The organism is Moheibacter stercoris, from assembly GCF_040545805.1.
GTDB lineage: Bacteria > Bacteroidota > Bacteroidia > Flavobacteriales > Weeksellaceae > Moheibacter > Moheibacter stercoris.
The window spans coordinates 1-17,847 of the sequence record NZ_JBEPMO010000021.1 but is presented as its reverse complement, the minus strand read 5'-3'; the positions used below and the strand labels follow the sequence as shown (position 1 = coordinate 17,847).

Sequence of the window (17,847 nt, the reverse complement as noted above, 5' to 3'; positions counted from 1 at the left end):
GTTAGTTAGAAGGAATGGATTCCAAAAATACATATTTCTGGTTTTCAAAATCCATTTGACAATAATAATGGTTCAATCCATTGGTAACCATTAAAAAATCAGCTCCCAGTTGCAAATTATAGCGCGCAATTTGATCAAATGTATCTTGAGTAATGGTGATAGAAGGTGCTTTGCATTCGACCAAAATCAAAGGTTTCTCTTTTTTATACACCAAAATATCGGCACGTTTGCGCATTCCATTGATTCCTACTGCCACTTCTGTGTTGATAGCGGAAGGCGAATAGTTTTTCTCTTGAATTAGGAATTGTACAGTATGCTGCCTCACCCATTCTTCTGGTGTCAACAATAACCACTTTTTGCGAGTCGAACAAAATATATACGGCAAATCCTCCGAAAGTTTCATTCGAAATTGGTAATTTTCGGCAAAATTCAAAACGGGTAATTCCAACAAATCCATGAGTGACGCTGCTAACATCATCAAAGATATTAAAAACAAAAAAATAGCACCTATCTATTTTTTATCGGGCGATGAACCTTTTTACATTGACAGCATTTCCAAGGTGATTGAAAATGAAGTCCTTACAGAAGACGAAAAAGGTTTTAATCAATCTGTTTTGTATGGAAATGATGTGGAAATGTCTGATATTTTGGGACTTGCAAAACAATTTCCCATGGGCGCAGAACGACAAGTTCTCATTGTGAAGGAAGCGCAACATTTATCGCGTACGATTGATCAATTGGAAAGCTATGCCGCGAATCCACAAACGTCTACCGTTTTGGTTTTCAATTACAAAGGAAAAACTTTAGATAAGCGCAAAAAAACCTACAAGGAAATTCAAAAAAATGGAATTGTTTTCGAATCGAAAAAGATGTACGACAATCAAATTCCAGATTGGATTGAAAACAAGGTGAAGTCAGTTGGTTTAAGCATCGATCCCAAAGCAAAATTCCTGATGGCTGAATTCATTGGAAATGATTTGGCTCGATTGGAAAATGAAGTCGAGAAACTGAAGATAGTTGTCAACGACGGAATCATCACACCCGAAGTAATCGAAAAAAACATTGGAATCAGCAAGGATTACAACAACTTTGAACTTCGCAAAGCCATTGAAACCAAAGACGCAGCAAGAGCGTTTAAAATCGCGAAGTACTTTGGGCAAAATCCGAAAGACAATCCATTGGTCGTTACCCTTTCGATCATGTACCAATGTTTCTCCAACATCATTGTATACCATGCTTTGACCGATAAATCACAAGCGAATGTTGCCAAAGAATTGGGTATTCATCCATTTTTCGTGAAAGATGCAGCGACAGCGGCTCAAAATTATCCATTGAAAAAAGCAACACGTATTATTTCACTACTGCGAGAGGCAGATGTCAAAAGTAAAGGTGTTGGTTCTACAGGAAATGTAAGTGACGGAGAATTACTAAACGAACTGATTGTCAAGATTTTCGCATTGTAGTTTTTATTTTTTTAGTAACTTTAGGAAGCTAAAAAGTTTAAACTATGAAAAAATTTTACATTTCCATCGTATTGTCCGTTCTAGTTTCAAGTCTAAGCTATGGACAGAATCCAAACATTTTTCAAGAATGGATTTTGCACTCGATTGAAGAAGAAGGACAAGAACCTATACTATTTGATCCTTTAGAACCTTTCGCAACTTTTACACCGAGTGAAAATCAAGAATTTTCAGCTGAAACCCAATGTAATTATACAGACGGTAAAGTAAACTTCTTAGATGATGAAGAAGGTGAAATATCTTTTTTTGAATTCGGGACTACTTTAAATAGTTGTAATGATCCAGAATTAGACGATTGGGATTGGAAATTTACGAATATGTTTCAAACTGCAGAAATTTTTGAATACCGAGAAGATGTATGGGAAAACAATCAGTTTGTCAATGCTTTATTTATCACAACGGAAGACAATATCGTTTATTCGTTTAGAGAATCCACTTTACATACAACGGACCTTTCTAAATCTTTGATTCGAGTTTATCCGAATCCAACTTCAGATTACTTAAAGATTGAGAATGCTAAAATCAATTCGGAGTATCAAATTCTATCCTTAGATGGAAAATTGGTACAAGCAGGAAAAATCAATGCAAATTCTCAGTTGAATGTTTCGAATTTAGCAAAAGGAATCTATGTTTTGAAAGTCAACAATCAAGTATTCAAATTTTTAAAGAAATAAATTCTTGATACCTTGTACTTGATTCCTTTTACTTGATTCCTTTTACTTAATACTTGATACTTGATACTTAAAAATTACTTCTCACGTTCCATCACATAATTCACCATGGTGATCAAAGAATCTTTGTATTCGCTATCTGGAAATTCATCTAGGATAGCCAAAGCTTCCGCACTATATTGACGCATGGTTGCTTGGGTATATTCGATTCCGCCATTGTCTTTGACAAACTGAATAACTTGCTGGACACGTTTTTTGTTTTTGTTGTGTTTCTTTACCGAATTGATTAACCAATCTCGGTCTTTTTTAGAAACTTTGTTCAAGACATGAATCAAAGGCAAGGTCATTTTTTGTTCTTTGATGTCGATTCCGACTGGTTTTCCAATTAAATCGGAACTCGTATAATCAAACAAATCGTCTTTGATTTGGAAGGCAATTCCGACCAAATTTCCAAAACGATGCATTTTCTTGGCTACTTCATCAGATGCTCCAACCGATCTTGCTCCTGCTTCACAACAAGCCGCTATCAAAGTAGCAGTTTTTTGTCGGATGATTTCAAAATAGACTTCTTCGGTAATATCTAATTTTCGTGCTTTTTCAATTTGCAACAATTCCCCTTCGGACATTTCTTTGATCGCCACCGAAACCACTTTCAATAAATCGAAATCTTCGTTTTCAGTGGAAAGAATCAAGGTTTTGGACAACAAATAATCGCCCACCAAAACCGCAATTTTATTTTTCCAAAGAGCATTCAACGAAAAGAATCCACGACGCATATCACTATCGTCCACCACATCATCGTGAACCAAAGTTGCGGTATGAATCAATTCAATCAGAGCAGCTGCACGATAGGAACGTTCTTGAAATTCACCGGTTAATTTGGCGGTTAGAAACACAAACATCGGACGCATTTGCTTCCCTTTTCTACGCACAATATAATGCGTGATTCGGTCCAATAAAGGGACGTTGCTTTTCATAGACTGATAAAACTTCGTCTCGAAAAGTTTCATCTCCTCTGCTATCGGCGCTTTTATTTTCTCTATCGTCTTCATTTTATTGCGCTAAGGAATAAATACATTGGACACTTTGCTCCACATGAAATGTTTTGAATTTGAAATCTTCGTTGCTATAACAAATCACATTGGGTTTATCTTGTTTGATGGAAATTCCTTCTACTTGCCCAACTTGAGCTGTAAACCCAAGTGGAAGATTGAATTTGTTTAATTTGGGATCAAACAAATTTCCATTTTCCTTTTTCGGTAAAGAAAATCCTGAAATAAAGGCAAATCCATCGGGCGTATACCCAATGAAATAAAATCCGTGTGTATTGGAAATAGGAGAATCATCTACATGCGCTCCCGTTACCATATAATTCGTTTGAAATGTCCCCATTTTTTTGGCTGCTTGCTTCCCTTCTTTTACTTGAAGGGTATAATGCGTAGTCGCCAAATTGGACCATTCTTTTGTAAACAAATGCAATTGACCATTGTAAAAAAACATGGCTTCACAATCAAAATTGGTCGTTTTCTTTCCTGGATTGAAATTCTTTTGTTCAGGATAATAGAATTCTATTTTCTTTGCTTCGACTGAAATCACATCAGCATCGGATTCCAATTTCGACTTGGCGAAATAATAGATCGTCAAATCTGTTCTTTTTCCGTTATTATTTCCGAAATCACCAATGAACATATAGTCGTCATTATGCGTCATTTCTTCCCAATCCACATTGACTGCATTGGAAATCTTTACCGTTTGAATGATTTTCCCTGATTTAGGATCGACTTTGTACAATTCTGCTTTTCCTCCACTATCATTTTGTCCCCAATAAAAACCGTCGATAATTTCCAAAGAAGAAATTTCTTTCAAGGTTTCCGAAATTTTGGTGGATTTGATTTTGTAATTTTCGATATCAAGTGTATCGATTTTCATTTGTGCTATGCTGCAAATCGAACATAAAAGCAGGAAAATGGATAAGTGAAATTTGTACATCGATAAATTTTTCGCTTTTGCTTTCCAAAGGTATGAAAAATTTGGCTTTAGAGGTTTGTTTGCGGTATTTTTAGCGAATTCGTCTACAATGCAAAATCTGTTTGCCAATTGTCGATTCTATAAAAAACAAAGATTCCGTTTCAGATTCTTTCAAATTGTATTTTTTTCGAATCAATTCGACCGACAACGGATAATTTTTGGACACCACATGGTAAGAACCGTTTTTGATTTCTTTTTTGGGATTTTTCACTTCTTGAATTACCTCAAAAACCTTTCCTGGAAAAGATTCCAGCAAATCATTAGATGTATACAAATGCGTATTTTTCTCTAATTTATAAACTTGAAATCGATCTGAAATCAATTTAAAAGCTCCCGATTTCATCACGGCAACATTGGGCTCGTATAAATATTTTTTAGGTTCAGAAAAGTTTGCGATCGCAGCATTTTCCTCTTCCAATTGATATTCAAAATCTAGTTGATCTGATTCTAAATTAACCGCGATAATTTTAGGATTATTGGCTAGTTCTTTTTGACAAATTAAGAGCAATTCCTTTACTTCATTTTTTACTGCAACTAGATGAATTTCCTTCACTTCTGGAATTTGTTCCGTCACCAATTTCAAATCCAATAAGGGCGATAATTTGATCATTACCCAATCGGCACGTTTAAAAAACTCATCCTTCCATTCCAATACATTGGGTTCCAAATCTTCCAAAATGAATTTCTTCTGAGAATCTTTTCTACGCGCTGGATCAAGATATATCACATCCCATTTTTGATTGAGATTTTCTTGAAAGTATTCTTCGAATTCGCAATTGACATAATGCAAATTCATTTGATTCAAAACCTGATAATTATGTTTGGAAATTTCCACCAATTCTGGATTTCTCTCTAAGGCTGTTACTTCCTCAAATTCCTGCGCAAATCCATACGCATCTATCCCCATTCCGGCGGTTAAATCGATCAAAGTTTTTGCTTTTAAAATCTTGGATTTGTACAAAGCTGTTGGCCATGAAGATGCTTGTTCCAAATTTAAGCTTGGCGGATAAACCACATTGGGATTCTCTAAAAAGAATGGAAATTTTTGTTTCGCTATTTGACGACCTTTGATTTGTTGAGCCAATTCAGCCGATGAAACATCTGGAAACGGTGATTTCATCAAGGAAACCTTTCGAAAATCAGTCGATTGATTTTCGTGTAAAAATGCCTGAACTTCTTCTGTCAATAATTTGGAATTCACGTTTCAAAGGTAAAGAAAAAGAGGGTTTATTATGAACTAGAAGTAAAATCCTGAGCAAATACATTCCCAATTTTCAACAAAGTAAATTATGAAAATTGGTAAATTAGTAATCAGAAATTCAAAGAATTAAAGAAGTTTTAAAAGAGATTTTAATTGATTAATTCTCCTCCGATTTCATATTTTCTCCATCTTTAAAATGCAAACGTCTAAAAACCAATCCGGAAAACATGGTCAACAATCCAACAGTTAAAAAGGTATAACGAAAGGCATTATGGATTTCATCGTGGATTAATTTGGTATCGCCTTCGTAAATTTTCAAAATCACCAAACCAAATGCAACCCCAAATCCGATGGCCAATTGCTGGTTCACCGAAACCAATGAATTCCCGCTACTAGTATGATAATCGCGTAAGTCCGAAATCGAAATGGTGTTCATGGATGTGAATTGAATGGAATTGAAAAATCCTAAAATGGCAATTATCGGCATATACCAATAAATGGACGAATGAATGTTGGGAATAGCCAAACAACAAATTAAAAATCCAATGATCATGGTGTTTGCCATCAAGGTCGTTCGGTAGCCAAAACGATTGAGAATTTTAATCACAGCCGATTTTCCAAACATGGCAGTCAACGCCATCGGAGCCACAATCCAACCCGATGTCACAGCCGATTGTTTGAAGGCAATCTGAATCATCAAAGGCAATAACAAAGGAATGGAACTAATCCCTAACCTCGTCGCTAAGTTCCCCAAAATCCCTACTCGAAAGGTTCGAACTTGGAATAAATTCAAAGGAAATATGGGATTATCATCTTTTTTCGCATGTCGATAATAATAGTACAACATCACCAATCCCAATAGCATAATCATCAAAACTGGCGTCACCTTTACCGTATTCCCCAACATTTCCAGCGCTACGGACAATAAAATAGACGCTGCTCCAAAAATTAGGAATCCCTTTAAATCAAAACTAAAAATGGGCGATTTGAAATTGGGCATGTATTTCATACTCAATACAATTCCCATCAGACCGATTGGAATATTGATCAAAAAAATCCAATGCCAAGAAAGATAATCCACGAAATAACCTCCAACCAAAGGTCCTAAAACCGGTCCGATCAAAGCTGGAATGATCGCATAATTCATGGCTTTCAGCAATTCCTTTTTGGGAAAGGTTTTGATAAGTGCCAATTTTCCTACGGGCGTCATCAGACTTCCACCAATTCCCTGAACGACTCTTGCAATAACCAATTGAGTTAAATTCTGTGCCAATGAACAAAATATAGATCCTGCAATAAAAATGAGCATTGCGGTGATAAAAACTCGTTTGGTTCCATATTTATCGGCCAGAAATCCGCTCACAGGCATAAACAAAGCCAAGGTCAATACATAACTGATGATGGCATTTTGCATATCCAATGGCGACTCATTCAACTCAGCTGCAATGGCAGGCAAAGACGTATTGAGAATGGTAGAATCCAACATTTGCATGAAGATTCCTGTTGCCAAAATCAGCGGTAAAAAACGCTTGGTATCTTTGGAAATAATTGGTTCGGATAGGGTTCCCATGAGGGGAAATTACAAATTCTTTGTGATACTTTGAACGATTTTGTATTCGGAAAAGAATTCTTTCAAAACGACTCGGAGAACCGTATAAGCTGGAACAGCTACAGCTACACCAATGATTCCGAATAAAATTCCTCCAATCAAAATCACCAAGAAAATTTCCAAAGGATTGGATCGAACGCTTCGCGAATAAATCAAAGGTTGATTGATGAAGTTATCCCAAACATGCGTTAAAATGTACCAAAACATAATCCATAAAACGGTTGGAATGATTTGGGTTTTAAAGTCCAATTCCAAACCATGCAAATCACTCATCGACAAACTTGCCATGATGACACCGCCTAAGAGTGGACCAATGTATGGAAGCGGATTTAACAAGGCACACAATAAAGCGATAACGGCCGCATAATTGATTCCAAAGGACAACAAAATGATGAAGTAAAAGGTAAACATGATCAACACTTGCAGCGTTACTCCAATGAAGTATCTCGACAACAAATCTTTTGTCTTGTCTAGAACATGTTCAAATCGAATTTCTTCTCCTTTTGGTGCGACGGCTACAATCATTTTGTTGAACAAATCTCTATCCTTCAAAAAGAAAAACGTAATGAACATCACCGAAAACGCATCGATCATGATCATTCCTAATGCGGTGATTGACCCACCAAACATACTCGAAAAGCTTTTCACATCAACGTTTTTGACGGCATCATTCACATAATTTTCCAATAAAGGAATGTCCAGAAATCCAAGTGAATCGGTTAACAATTTTATTTGATAGGCGATGGCATCTTCGAATCGATCCAGATGCATAAAATTTCCGATAAAACGATAAGGTTCGTTTAGAACCAAGGAAATAAACAAACTGATGAATGCAATGATCAAAACGATGAACAAGGAAATCGTGATAATCGCTCCAATGGAATTGGGAATTCTCAATTTGGATTTCAGCAAATTCATCAAAGGACGACCGATCATCGCCAAAACAAATGCAATGGCAATATAGGCAAAAACGGACCTAATTTCCCATAAAAAATACAAAGCAAGACAAACCAAGGCAACGATCCCAAGTGCGCGTAAAATCCCGTAGGAAAGTTGTTTTGGCGTCATATTTTACTGTTTATTTTCGATGGTTTCTGCTAATCGTTTTGGGAAAATAGGTTGAATTTGCGTACGAATTTCGTTGGTTGGTTTTTCAATTTTCTGAATTTGATCGGCTGGATTTTTGAATTTGTTTACCCCAATCAAAATGATTTTCCCCTCATCAAATGCTTGTTGTTCTTTATCTGCTGACTTTTGAATCATTTTTTGAATCGAACCTTCAAACAATCCCTTCAAGAAACCACCATCTGCCTCTATTTTTTGAAAAACTTCCAAGGCATTTTTGGTCATAATTTCCGAAACATTTTCAACAAAATAAGAACCTGAAATTGGATCTTCGAATTTATCAAAATAGGATTCTTTTTGCAACAACAATTGCTGTTTGGAAGCCAATTCTTCGGTAAATGGATTGCTTCCTTGAATTTCGTCCAAAGGCAAAACTTGTACAACATCGGCCTTTCCTTGAATGGCAGCTGATGCTTCTAGTCCGCTTCTGATCAAATTATTTTGAACATCCAAAAGCGATTTATTTCGCAAAGAAGTTTCAGCATAAATAAAGGTTTCTGCTTTGGTTTCGTAGGATTCCAAAATCAGATTCCAAAGTTTGCGAAGCGCTCTTAATTTCGCCATTTCGAAGAAATAATTTCCTCCGACAGCGGTTTTGAAATAGATTTTAGAAGCCGCTTCTGCACCCAATTTCTCTAAATATTCCACGCCATGCGCCACAGCCAAGGCAATTTGCTGCACATGATTGGCTCCTGCATTTTGATACAAAGCAGCATCAACCAATATCGATTTTTCAAAAGAAGAATTCTCCAAGGCTTTTTGAGCCAAAGCAAAATCTTCTTCTTGAGATTGGTACCAGTTCCCAGTTTTTGCCAAATTTCCAATTACATCTAAACCTAGGTATTGAAGGTTTTTTAGCGATGAATTTTCAGCATTGTTTAAAAATTCTGCTGGTTTTTCAACCGAAATAAACAAATCCAAATATTGAGGTAGGTTTTGAATGGATTCTAATTGTGTAGAATCTACTTCGAACCCATACAAATAGGAATAGTCTTGCTGAACTTCGGGTCTAAATTTCCCAATAATTTTCCAATCTTTGGCTGTATCAATGGGTTGACTTGTCGCAGGATTTCGGTCTTCTTCTGTGTAAACAGGTTTGACTTGAATCCCTTCTGCGGTATCAAAAACCAAGACTTCATTGTAGTCCAATCCGGCTAATTCGGCTTGAACTTTTAATTTCCATTCGGCAATACTCAATTGTTGAAAATCACTGGCTTGACTCATTTTGCTCTGTTTTTTTAACTTTTTGTTCTTCTATGATGAAAACATCTTCGTTTTCTTTTTTCAAATAATGCTTTTCTCTCGCTACGCGCTCGATTTCTTCAGCATTGGTTTTCATTTGGTGGATTTGGATGGTTTCCTTCTCCAATTTCTGCTGGTAGACTTTTTGAGCTTTGCTCAAATCTTGAATTTCTTTGTCCAATTCTTTGTGAATGAAATAGGAATTCTGATCAAAAAAAATCATCCAAACGGCAAACAAAAGGGTTACAATAAGGTATTTGTTCAAAATGATTTTGTACCATTTTGTTGATTTTTTTCCTTTTATTTTGTCGGTTTCTGGATTCATGATTCTACAACGGAATTGATTTTATCTTTGATTACTGTAGATAGCATTTTGATCGCTGCTTCATTTTTCTTCTTCATGTTGGGAACGATGATGTCCGCATGATTTTTGGATGGTTCAATGAATTGTTCGTGCATCGGCTTTAAGGTTGTTCTATAACGAGTCAAAACCTCTTCAAGGTCACGACCTCTTTCTTGGATATCACGTTGAATACGACGAATCAATCGTTCGTCTGGATCGGCATGAACAAATATTTTCAAATCAAATAAATCTCTTAATTCTGGATGTGTTAAAACCAAAATCCCTTCAACAATGATCACATTTTTGGGATGTGTATTGATGGTTTCGTCTGTACGGCTATGCGTGATGAACGAATAAACAGGTTGTTCAACCATTTTGCCTTCCTTTAATTCGTTGACATGTTGGGTCAACAAATCAAAATCAATGGATCTTGGATGATCGAAATTGATTTTTTCTCTTTCTGCAAATGATAGATCTAGATGATCTTTGTAATAATTATCTTGGGACAAAACCAAGACATTTTCTGAATTTAATTTCTTTAAAATGTTGCGCACAACGGTGGTTTTCCCTGAACCTGTCCCTCCTGCAATACCGATTACTAACATACTTACTCTTCGTTTGGAAATGCTTCCTTATCTTTATAAAACTTTGGCATGGACCCCAACACATATACATCTAAGATCGCTTTGACACGTGCAAAATATTCACGTGTAATCGTGACCGTACCGTATCTCTGAGGCACATTTTGAGCGTTAAATCCCAAGGCGTAAATATCGTGGTTTTTTGCAATAAAAACGGCGCGTTTGTTATGAAATTCTTGAGAAATTACGGTAATGGAATCTTGGCCAAATACTTCCTTGGCTCTCAATACGGAATCTAGCGTGCTAAAACCCGCAAAATCTTCTACAATTTTGTCTTCTGGAATGCCCATTTCAACCAAGGCTTTTTTCATGTCTCGGGTTTCATTGTATTCCATAATCGAATTGTCCCCACTCACGATAATGAATTTGATTTTCCCAGCGTTGAACAATTCTACAGCAGCTTCCATTCGGTATTTGAAATAGAGATTGATGTTGCCTCCGCGCACTTTTTTACTGGTTCCCAAAACCAATCCCGTCGGATTATAAGGAATGGATTCGATGGTCGAAAAGGTTTTTTCTTTGGCAGATTGCTCCACCCAATAATTCGACAAAAGAATGACCGCCGTAAACACGATAATTCCTCCCAAAATTAACTTCCAAAACCTCCTCAATATGACCTTAAACTTGTTCATTTTCCTTCTCGAATTTTTTCCTTTTTTCAATTGCCGAACTAAGGTAGTACAATAATTTGGAATCCAAAATCGTCACGCGAGAATGTAATGTCTTTCAAAGGAGTCTGAGTTGGATAGGAATTGAAATCCGCAAAAAAAAATAAAGATTGGAACTGAATTTGAATTATCTTTAATCCAACTTATTAAGAACGAAAACTATGGAATTTTTTGATATATCGACTTTGATGTCCTTTTTCTTGGGAATTGGATTGGCGGCTTCCGCTGGATTTCGCATTTTCTTGCCTTTGTTTGCCCTAAGTTTGGGTGCGCATTTTGGAGGTGATTTGTTGAATTTGAACGAATCATGGGAATGGGTAGGAAGTTGGCCTGCGATGATTACCTTGGGAATTGCAACCCTCGTAGAAATTGTTGCCTATTATATTCCTGTTGTGGATAATTTGCTGGACACCATTGCGGTACCTTTGGCTGCGATTGCCGGAACAGTTTTGATGGGATCGACGCTTTTGGATATGGGTGAAGTAGCAACTTGGGCATTGGCCATCATTGCGGGTGGTGGAACGGCTGCTGCCGTTAGTGGTACAACTGCCGCCACACGAGCCGTCTCGACCGGAACAACAGGTGGAACCGGAAATTTCATTGTCAATACGGGGGAAACTGCCGCCGCTTCGGTTTTAAGTGCGACTTCTTTCATTTGGGCTCCTTTGGCCTTTGTCTTGGTGTTGATAACCTTGTATATCGTTTTCCGAATTTGGAAAAAAAGTAGAAAATTTCTTACGGAAAATACCTGATGTATTTCTTTGATGAATTAGAGGCAAATTCAAAAAACTGGAATAGCACACTCGCTGAAATCCGCTACTGATTTGGGTTTGTAAATTCGTTAAAATTTCAAAATTCTTGTATACGAAATGCAGAATCTTTTCCGTTATATCTTTGATGCGAATGCTAAGGTTTTGGGTTCATAAGTTTTTCATCTTCATATGAATAGAAATTGTATATTCGCATCCTATTTTTTTAAATCTCTTTATGAAATATATGATGAAAACCTAAAACTAACTTAACATTCCTCCCCCTTACGATCCGTACTTTTGAAGCCTCAAGCCTTGTTGCAAAGAATCTGTGACAAGACATTTTTTGTGTCAAATTTTAAACAACTAACAAAAGAAGGCGAACGGCCCTAACCAATCCTCTCTCTTTATACTTAATATAATTAATTATGAAATTAAAACTACTTTTTTTCTTTCTAATGGCTTCTGTCGTGGGATGGGGGCAGATTGCATCTTGGGATGCTACGGGCTTATCTGCTTATGGCAATTCACCTTGGAATGCAACCTCAATATCATCAGGAATTTCAAATAATCTTGGCATTACACGAGGGTCTAGTATATTAACAACTCCCACCTCCGCACCAAATGCATGGGGTGGAAGTGGAGGATGGGATACTTTGGAATTTCCATTAAATAATAATGGTAGTGTTACATTTGAAATAACTGTAAGTTCCGGATATTCACTTTCATTATCCAATATTACATCACAAATACGAAGATCTAGTAGTGGACCAACTTCTGTAAATTTACAATATGCTATTAATTCAGGAAATTATTCAAATGTTGGCATATGGAATAACACTACTAATAACGCAACAGGAGGATCAAATAATACTGATTTAAGTGAAATAGAAGATTTACAAAATATATCTGAAGGAACAATCGTTAAGTTTAGAATTACAAAATTTTCAGGAAATTCTGGAAATTGGTATTTAACTGGTTCAAATGCTTTAAAAATATTCGGTACTATTACTCAAAACCCAACAGGCCAAACCGTCACTTTCAAAGGCAATGGAGCAAATGGTGGAGGTACTGGAGATACAGGTGCTGATTATACGCAAACCGCAAATACAGCAACAAATTTAACTCCCAATACCTTTACCAGAATAGGACACACATTTGATCACTGGAATACAGAACCTGATAATAGTGGAAATTCATTTGATGATCAAGAGGAATATGATTTCGAAGCGGATATGGACTTATATGCCCAATGGACAATCAATCAATATACTATTAGTTTTGATGGAAATGGAAATGATGGAGGTACTGCTCCTGGTTCACAAACTGCAAACTATAATTCGAATATCACACTTCCCAATAACACAGGAGGTTTAACCAGAACTGGTTTTAATTTTAACGGTTGGAATACTGCTGCAGACGGAACTGGCACGCATTATAACATTGGCGCCAATTTTACAATACCAGGAAATAATGTTACATTATATGCAGAATGGATTTCCACTACGCCATCAATTTCTACTACAGGAACACTTACCGCAATGACAACCGTTTATGGGACAGCTTCAACACCCTCTCAAAGCTTTAATTTTTCTGGGGTAAATTTAACTGGCACAAATGTAAGCGTTACAGCGCCTTCTGGATTTGAAATATCTACTTCATCAGGAGGAACTTATGGAACTTCATTAACTTATCCAATTTCATCAGGAAATGCAAGCGGAACAGTTTATGTACGTTTGGCGGCAACTACCCTGTTGGAAGTTATTCAGGGAATATAAGCATCGCAGCAACAAATGCTTCAGCAAATATTGCGACAGTTACAAGTACGGTTACACCAAGACCTTTAAACATTACTGGATTAACAGCTTCCAATAAAGAATATGATAGAACCACAACAGCTACAATAAATGGAACAGCAGTTTTGAATAATCTTGCAAATGGTGATGTTGTTACATTATCGGGCTCACCTACTGGAACATTCGCTGATGCCAATGTTGGAAACGGAAAAACAGTTAGTATTTCTGGATTAAGTTTAACTGGAGCAGGAGCTTCTAATTACACTTTAACACAACCTACGACAACTGCTAATATTACAGCAAAGAATTTAACAATCACTGGCGCGGTAGCTCAAAACAAACCGTATGATGGAAATACAAATGCAATCATAACAGGAGCAACACTCCAAGGAGTTATTTCACCTGATGTTGTAAATTTTACAGGCGGTGGAACCTTTGCGCAATCCAATGCTGGAACAAACATTACCGTAACTTCCAATTTAAGCTTAGGAGGAACTGATGCTGGAAACTATTCCTTAACACAACCAACTGGACTAACTGCAAATATTACGAAAATTGCTCCGGTGATAACTCCAAATTCAATTAATGTAAGTGTTGGCAATACTTATCCTTTACCGGGTGGAATTACAAGTACTTCAAATGGAGTTATAAGTTATTCAATTTCTGGTGGCGGCGCAGCTACTTATGATGGTGTAACAACCATCACAGGTGTATTTGTTGGTACTGAAACTTTAACGGTAAATCAAGCAGAAGGTACAAATCATACTTCTGGAAGCGCTACAGTTACAGTGAATGTGACTGAAATTGTTTATAATACTGGAGATTATAGAAGTGCTTCTTCTGGTCTATGGAATCCAAGTGTCACTCAAACTACTGCCTATGCTACATGGGATCAAAAATCTGCGACAGGTTGGAATTTAAATGTTTCACCTCCACCAACAAATACTTCAAATAAACTGTACATCCAAAATGGTCATATTGTATCAAGTGGTACATCTTATGGAAATCTTGTGAAAATTTATATCCAAAATGGTGGTAAATTTATACATCTACATTCTTCAACAGCACATACAGTTTATATTTATAAAGGTGGGGAATTTGAATTTGGTAATAATGCATTGACAATTTCTACTTTATTTGAAATTGAAGATGGTGGAAATTTCATTTATAATTATACTGCCAATTATGGATCAGGAATAAATTTATGGAATGGTACTGAAGTTTTCCATCCAAATTCAAATTTTATAGTTAAAGCTGCCAATACCGGATCAGGTGGCTATTTTTTGCCTGCTGATAATAGAATTTCACAATTTCCAGGAACAGATGGATATTTTGGAAATTTAATCTTTGACCAATTAAATGCAGATGTTAGATTAACAACTACAAATTTTAATAATAAAAAAATAACAAATGGAAATCTCGAATTAAAACCACCATCTGGTGGAACTCATAACTTATTTTATGGTAATATTAATTGGACAATAGGAAAAGATTTAATTGTTAGTAATAATACAAATAACTCAACAAATCCTGGGAATATTAATTTAACTACTGGATCAAATAATATAACCTTAAATGTAATGGGTAATTATATTAATAATTCAAAAAATACTTTTAGACTTTCTAATTCCACTTCAAGTTCTCCTATTAATACTTTAAACATCGATGGTGACATATTTCTTAACAACAATTCAGTATTGAATATGAGATTTGGTACAGTTGGATCTGCAATTATTAATTTAAAAGGAAATTTAAATGTAAGTGCTAATGCTCAATTGCAAGGTGTAAATAGTGGTGCTATTTTTAATTTCTCTGGAACAGGAGACGGCTTAACACCTGAAACTACTCAAAATATAAACGTTTTAAATCCAGAAACAGCATCAAACATCACATTTAATGTAAATCCTGGAGCATATGCAAAATTAGATGCAGGATTTACATTGGGTGCGAATTCTATTTTAAACGTAGACGGAATTTTCGATGCTGATGATAAGATATTAGCTGGTGCAAGTGGAACACAAACTCTAAATGTGAATTCAACTGGTAAATTCAGAACAGCCAATGCGAATGGATTTAGCGGAAGCAGTATAACTTCTGTAGGTGATGGCATTGAAACTATCACTCAAAATACAGGTAGCACAGTAGAATATTACGCCAACACACCTCAAATTGTAACCAATCAAGTTTTTGGAGACACTCCAGATCATTACAATTACCAAAACTTATTAATCACTGGATCTGGGGACAAAACGGCTGCTCATGGTGATGTGATTGTAAATGGAATGACTTCTATCAAATCTACAGATGCTGTTCTAAGAGTTCCAAGACCTGGAAATATACCGAATGCAACCCCAATTCCGCTGGATACAACACCAAATGTATTTTATGCTTTGGGAGGTATTGACAATACCAATGGTACCACGGGTAAATTTGTTTTAAGTTCAGATGCCAATCTTATTCAACACAATGATTCGAGAAACAATGCTGATAATTCAAAAGCCTCAATCGTTGTAGAAAGATATGTTCATGATATGGACGCAAACAATCCAGTTACAACACCAGTTTTATGGGATTATGTGTATTGGAGCTCCCCAATAAAAAATCATGCTCTCCGTCCTTTTTCTCCAGGAACGCAAACGAATCGTTTTTATGAATATAGAGAATCCAATAACTTATTTTACAATGCACCAGAAAATGTTTTCTGTGATGCAAAAGGTTATGCAATTAGAGCCGAAGGAGATTTAGGATTCACCTATAACAAAACCTATGAATTCATAGGAGAACCCAACAATGCAAATTCATATGTTTCACCCATTTTAAAAATGGAAAACAATGGTTATAATTTAGTCGGGAATCCTTATCCATCGAACATTGATTTAGATGCATTATTTTCTACAAATAGCTCAAATATTTATTCTGTAGCATACTTCTGGACCAATAATACTCCAACTTATTATCAGTCTGGAGCATCTTATGTGAGCAATAGTTATGCAATCTACAATGGAACGGGTGGTGTTCCAGCAACAACCAACGCTACAGGAGGTACAACAGACTATAATGTCACTGCCACTCCAAATGGTTACGCTAAAGTAGGACAAGGATTCATAGTGAAAGCAAAAACCCACAATGTTGAAGGATTAAAGTTTAATACAAACATGAGAGCAGCAGACAATGATATGTTCTTTCACAGACAAGTGAAAAACCGATTTTGGATTAATTTATCTTCACCAAGTCAAATTGTCAATACAATTTTGGTAGGATATGTTCCTGGAGCTACCAACGAATTTGAGCAAGATTTTGATACCAATTTAATGACTGTAGGATCTGATGCGATTTATTCCATTTTGGGAACAAGAAAATTAGCAATTCAAGGAAAAGAAGATAATTTCCAAGTTACCGATGTCATTCCAATTGGTGTTAAGTTTTTTGAACTTGGTAAATACACCATTGATATCCCAACAAGAGAAGGATTATTTGAAACGCAGAAAATCTATTTAAAAGACAAATATCGTGGGAATTCGATTCATGATTTTACAAATGGTGGTTATACTTTTAAAGCGGGACCTGGCGAATTCAAAGATCGATTTGAAATAATCTTCAAAAGAAGAAATATTTCTGTTTCATCTCAAGCAAGTTTGCATACATTAACCGATGGGAAAATAAACATTATTAAGGAAAATGATTTTATTTCCATTAGTTCTTCCAATAGCCTACTAAAAAAGGTAGAAATCTTCAATCTCTCTGGAAGGTCTATCTACCAAAATCAAACAATCAATCAAACTCAACTACAAATTCCAGCAGGAATATTTGGCAAAGAAATTTTAATTGTCAATGTCGAAACTTCTGAAGGAGAAATTGTAAGTAAGAAATTGATAAATAACTAAACATGAAATACATATTCATTATATCTCTTTTAAGTGGAACTATCTGTTTCGGGCAATTTTTTGAACAACCCGTTGAACAAGAAGAAATAAATTTTAATCAATCAGATCCAAACTCGGACTATTCTACCCCCGATCAAGGAGTAGATGAAAGTGATAATGGACCTGGAACTCCAGGAGAAGTCCCCATCAACCAATGGATCTTCCTTTTACCTTTGGCTGGATTGGCAATCGGAAGTTATCAAGTTTTTAAAAATAAAACAGAAAGTATATAAAACAAAGAGGCTGTCTCAAAAGTGAGATAGCCTTTTTTATAAATAAAAAAAGGAAAGCCAAAGCTTTCCCAATTGAAGCAATTTTAGTAAATTGCTTT

The 17,847-nt window shown here is 35.9% G+C and carries 16 protein-coding genes; 6 read left to right on the top strand and 10 right to left on the bottom strand.

All coding sequences use genetic code 11. The features are described from left to right. Position 1: 1 nt before the first annotated feature. A complete protein-coding gene (locus ABID46_RS12145; protein WP_354510480.1) occupies positions 2–478 on the bottom strand; it encodes a type I restriction enzyme HsdR N-terminal domain-containing protein in 477 nt (158 codons plus the stop codon). Between ABID46_RS12145 and holA the strand changes: the two genes are divergently transcribed. Further along, positions 456–1,463, top strand: coding sequence for a DNA polymerase III subunit delta (gene holA, locus ABID46_RS12140; RefSeq protein ID WP_354510478.1), 1,008 nt, complete (start codon positions 456–458; stop codon positions 1,461–1,463). The genes ABID46_RS12145 and holA overlap by 23 nt on opposite strands. A gap of 44 nt (positions 1,464–1,507) precedes the next feature. After that, the gene (locus ABID46_RS12135) at positions 1,508–2,194 is read left to right on the top strand and encodes a T9SS type A sorting domain-containing protein (protein ID WP_354510476.1); all 687 of its coding nucleotides are present in this window, start codon (positions 1,508–1,510) and stop codon (positions 2,192–2,194) included. Between the two features lie 74 nt (positions 2,195–2,268). Here ABID46_RS12135 and ABID46_RS12130 read toward each other — a convergent pair whose 3' ends face one another. The 9 genes from ABID46_RS12130 to ABID46_RS12090 form a co-directional block, all read right to left on the bottom strand. After that, positions 2,269–3,243 (bottom strand): polyprenyl synthetase family protein, encoded by a 975-nt coding sequence (locus ABID46_RS12130; protein WP_354510474.1) that lies wholly within the window; start codon positions 3,241–3,243, stop codon positions 2,269–2,271. A gap of 1 nt (position 3,244) precedes the next feature. After that, positions 3,245–4,180, bottom strand: coding sequence for a hypothetical protein (locus ABID46_RS12125; protein ID WP_354510472.1), 936 nt, complete (start codon positions 4,178–4,180; stop codon positions 3,245–3,247). Positions 4,181–4,250: 70 nt separating this feature from the next. Then, positions 4,251–5,420 carry a class I SAM-dependent methyltransferase gene (locus ABID46_RS12120; RefSeq protein ID WP_354510470.1) on the bottom strand — a complete coding sequence of 390 codons (1,170 nt, stop codon included), beginning with the start codon at positions 5,418–5,420 and terminating at the stop codon, positions 4,251–4,253. 157 nt (positions 5,421–5,577) lie between these two features. After that, positions 5,578–6,990, bottom strand: a complete 1,413-nt coding sequence (locus ABID46_RS12115) for an MFS transporter (RefSeq protein ID WP_354510468.1) — start codon at positions 6,988–6,990, stop codon at positions 5,578–5,580. 9 nt (positions 6,991–6,999) lie between these two features. Beyond that, complete coding sequence (locus ABID46_RS12110; protein WP_354510467.1) at positions 7,000–8,097, bottom strand: AI-2E family transporter; 1,098 nt, start codon at positions 8,095–8,097, stop codon at positions 7,000–7,002. A gap of 3 nt (positions 8,098–8,100) precedes the next feature. Further along, positions 8,101–9,378: a methylmalonyl-CoA mutase family protein gene (locus tag ABID46_RS12105; protein ID WP_354510465.1), complete on the bottom strand. Its 1,278-nt coding sequence runs from the start codon at positions 9,376–9,378 to the stop codon at positions 8,101–8,103. Further along, positions 9,362–9,721: an FtsB family cell division protein gene (locus tag ABID46_RS12100; RefSeq protein ID WP_354510463.1), complete on the bottom strand. Its 360-nt coding sequence runs from the start codon at positions 9,719–9,721 to the stop codon at positions 9,362–9,364. The genes ABID46_RS12105 and ABID46_RS12100 overlap by 17 nt, the downstream gene beginning before the upstream one ends. Further along, positions 9,718–10,344 carry a uridine kinase gene (udk, locus tag ABID46_RS12095; protein ID WP_354510461.1) on the bottom strand — a complete coding sequence of 209 codons (627 nt, stop codon included), beginning with the start codon at positions 10,342–10,344 and terminating at the stop codon, positions 9,718–9,720. The genes ABID46_RS12100 and udk overlap by 4 nt, the downstream gene beginning before the upstream one ends. Positions 10,345–10,346: 2 nt before the next feature. Beyond that, complete coding sequence (locus tag ABID46_RS12090) at positions 10,347–11,012, bottom strand: SanA/YdcF family protein (RefSeq protein WP_354510459.1); 666 nt, start codon at positions 11,010–11,012, stop codon at positions 10,347–10,349. 197 nt (positions 11,013–11,209) lie between these two features. Here ABID46_RS12090 and ABID46_RS12085 point away from each other — a divergent pair, with 197 nt between their 5' ends. The 4 genes from ABID46_RS12085 to ABID46_RS12070 all read left to right on the top strand — a co-directional run bounded on the left by ABID46_RS12085 (position 11,210) and on the right by ABID46_RS12070 (position 17,749). Beyond that, complete coding sequence (locus tag ABID46_RS12085; RefSeq protein ID WP_354510457.1) at positions 11,210–11,800, top strand: DUF4126 domain-containing protein; 591 nt, start codon at positions 11,210–11,212, stop codon at positions 11,798–11,800. A gap of 425 nt (positions 11,801–12,225) precedes the next feature. Further along, a complete protein-coding gene (locus ABID46_RS12080; protein ID WP_354510455.1) occupies positions 12,226–13,575 on the top strand; it encodes an InlB B-repeat-containing protein in 1,350 nt (449 codons plus the stop codon). Continuing rightward, entirely contained in the window at positions 13,458–17,477 is a 4,020-nt protein-coding gene (locus tag ABID46_RS12075; protein WP_354510507.1) for a DUF8693 domain-containing protein, read from the top strand. Before ABID46_RS12080 ends, ABID46_RS12075 begins: the two co-directional genes overlap by 118 nt. Positions 17,478–17,479: 2 nt before the next feature. Beyond that, positions 17,480–17,749 (top strand): hypothetical protein, encoded by a 270-nt coding sequence (locus ABID46_RS12070; protein ID WP_354510453.1) that lies wholly within the window; start codon positions 17,480–17,482, stop codon positions 17,747–17,749. Positions 17,750–17,847 lie beyond the last annotated feature (98 nt).

What these genes read in the sequence shown, in the direction of transcription:
- holA (WP_354510478.1), top strand. Translation starts at nt 456, where the DNA reads ATGAGTGACGCTGCTAACATCATCAAAGATATTAAAAACAAAAAAATA.
- ABID46_RS12145 (WP_354510480.1), bottom strand. Translation starts at nt 478, where the DNA reads ATGATGTTAGCAGCGTCACTCATGGATTTGTTGGAATTACCCGTTTTG.
- ABID46_RS12135 (WP_354510476.1), top strand. Translation starts at nt 1,508, where the DNA reads ATGAAAAAATTTTACATTTCCATCGTATTGTCCGTTCTAGTTTCAAGT.
- ABID46_RS12130 (WP_354510474.1), bottom strand. Translation starts at nt 3,243, where the DNA reads ATGAAGACGATAGAGAAAATAAAAGCGCCGATAGCAGAGGAGATGAAA.
- ABID46_RS12125 (WP_354510472.1), bottom strand. Translation starts at nt 4,180, where the DNA reads ATGTACAAATTTCACTTATCCATTTTCCTGCTTTTATGTTCGATTTGC.
- ABID46_RS12115 (WP_354510468.1), bottom strand. Translation starts at nt 6,990, where the DNA reads ATGGGAACCCTATCCGAACCAATTATTTCCAAAGATACCAAGCGTTTT.
- ABID46_RS12110 (WP_354510467.1), bottom strand. Translation starts at nt 8,097, where the DNA reads ATGACGCCAAAACAACTTTCCTACGGGATTTTACGCGCACTTGGGATC.
- ABID46_RS12105 (WP_354510465.1), bottom strand. Translation starts at nt 9,378, where the DNA reads ATGAGTCAAGCCAGTGATTTTCAACAATTGAGTATTGCCGAATGGAAA.
- ABID46_RS12100 (WP_354510463.1), bottom strand. Translation starts at nt 9,721, where the DNA reads ATGAATCCAGAAACCGACAAAATAAAAGGAAAAAAATCAACAAAATGG.
- udk (WP_354510461.1), bottom strand. Translation starts at nt 10,344, where the DNA reads ATGTTAGTAATCGGTATTGCAGGAGGGACAGGTTCAGGGAAAACCACC.
- ABID46_RS12090 (WP_354510459.1), bottom strand. Translation starts at nt 11,012, where the DNA reads ATGAACAAGTTTAAGGTCATATTGAGGAGGTTTTGGAAGTTAATTTTG.
- ABID46_RS12085 (WP_354510457.1), top strand. Translation starts at nt 11,210, where the DNA reads ATGGAATTTTTTGATATATCGACTTTGATGTCCTTTTTCTTGGGAATT.
- ABID46_RS12080 (WP_354510455.1), top strand. Translation starts at nt 12,226, where the DNA reads ATGAAATTAAAACTACTTTTTTTCTTTCTAATGGCTTCTGTCGTGGGA.
- ABID46_RS12070 (WP_354510453.1), top strand. Translation starts at nt 17,480, where the DNA reads ATGAAATACATATTCATTATATCTCTTTTAAGTGGAACTATCTGTTTC.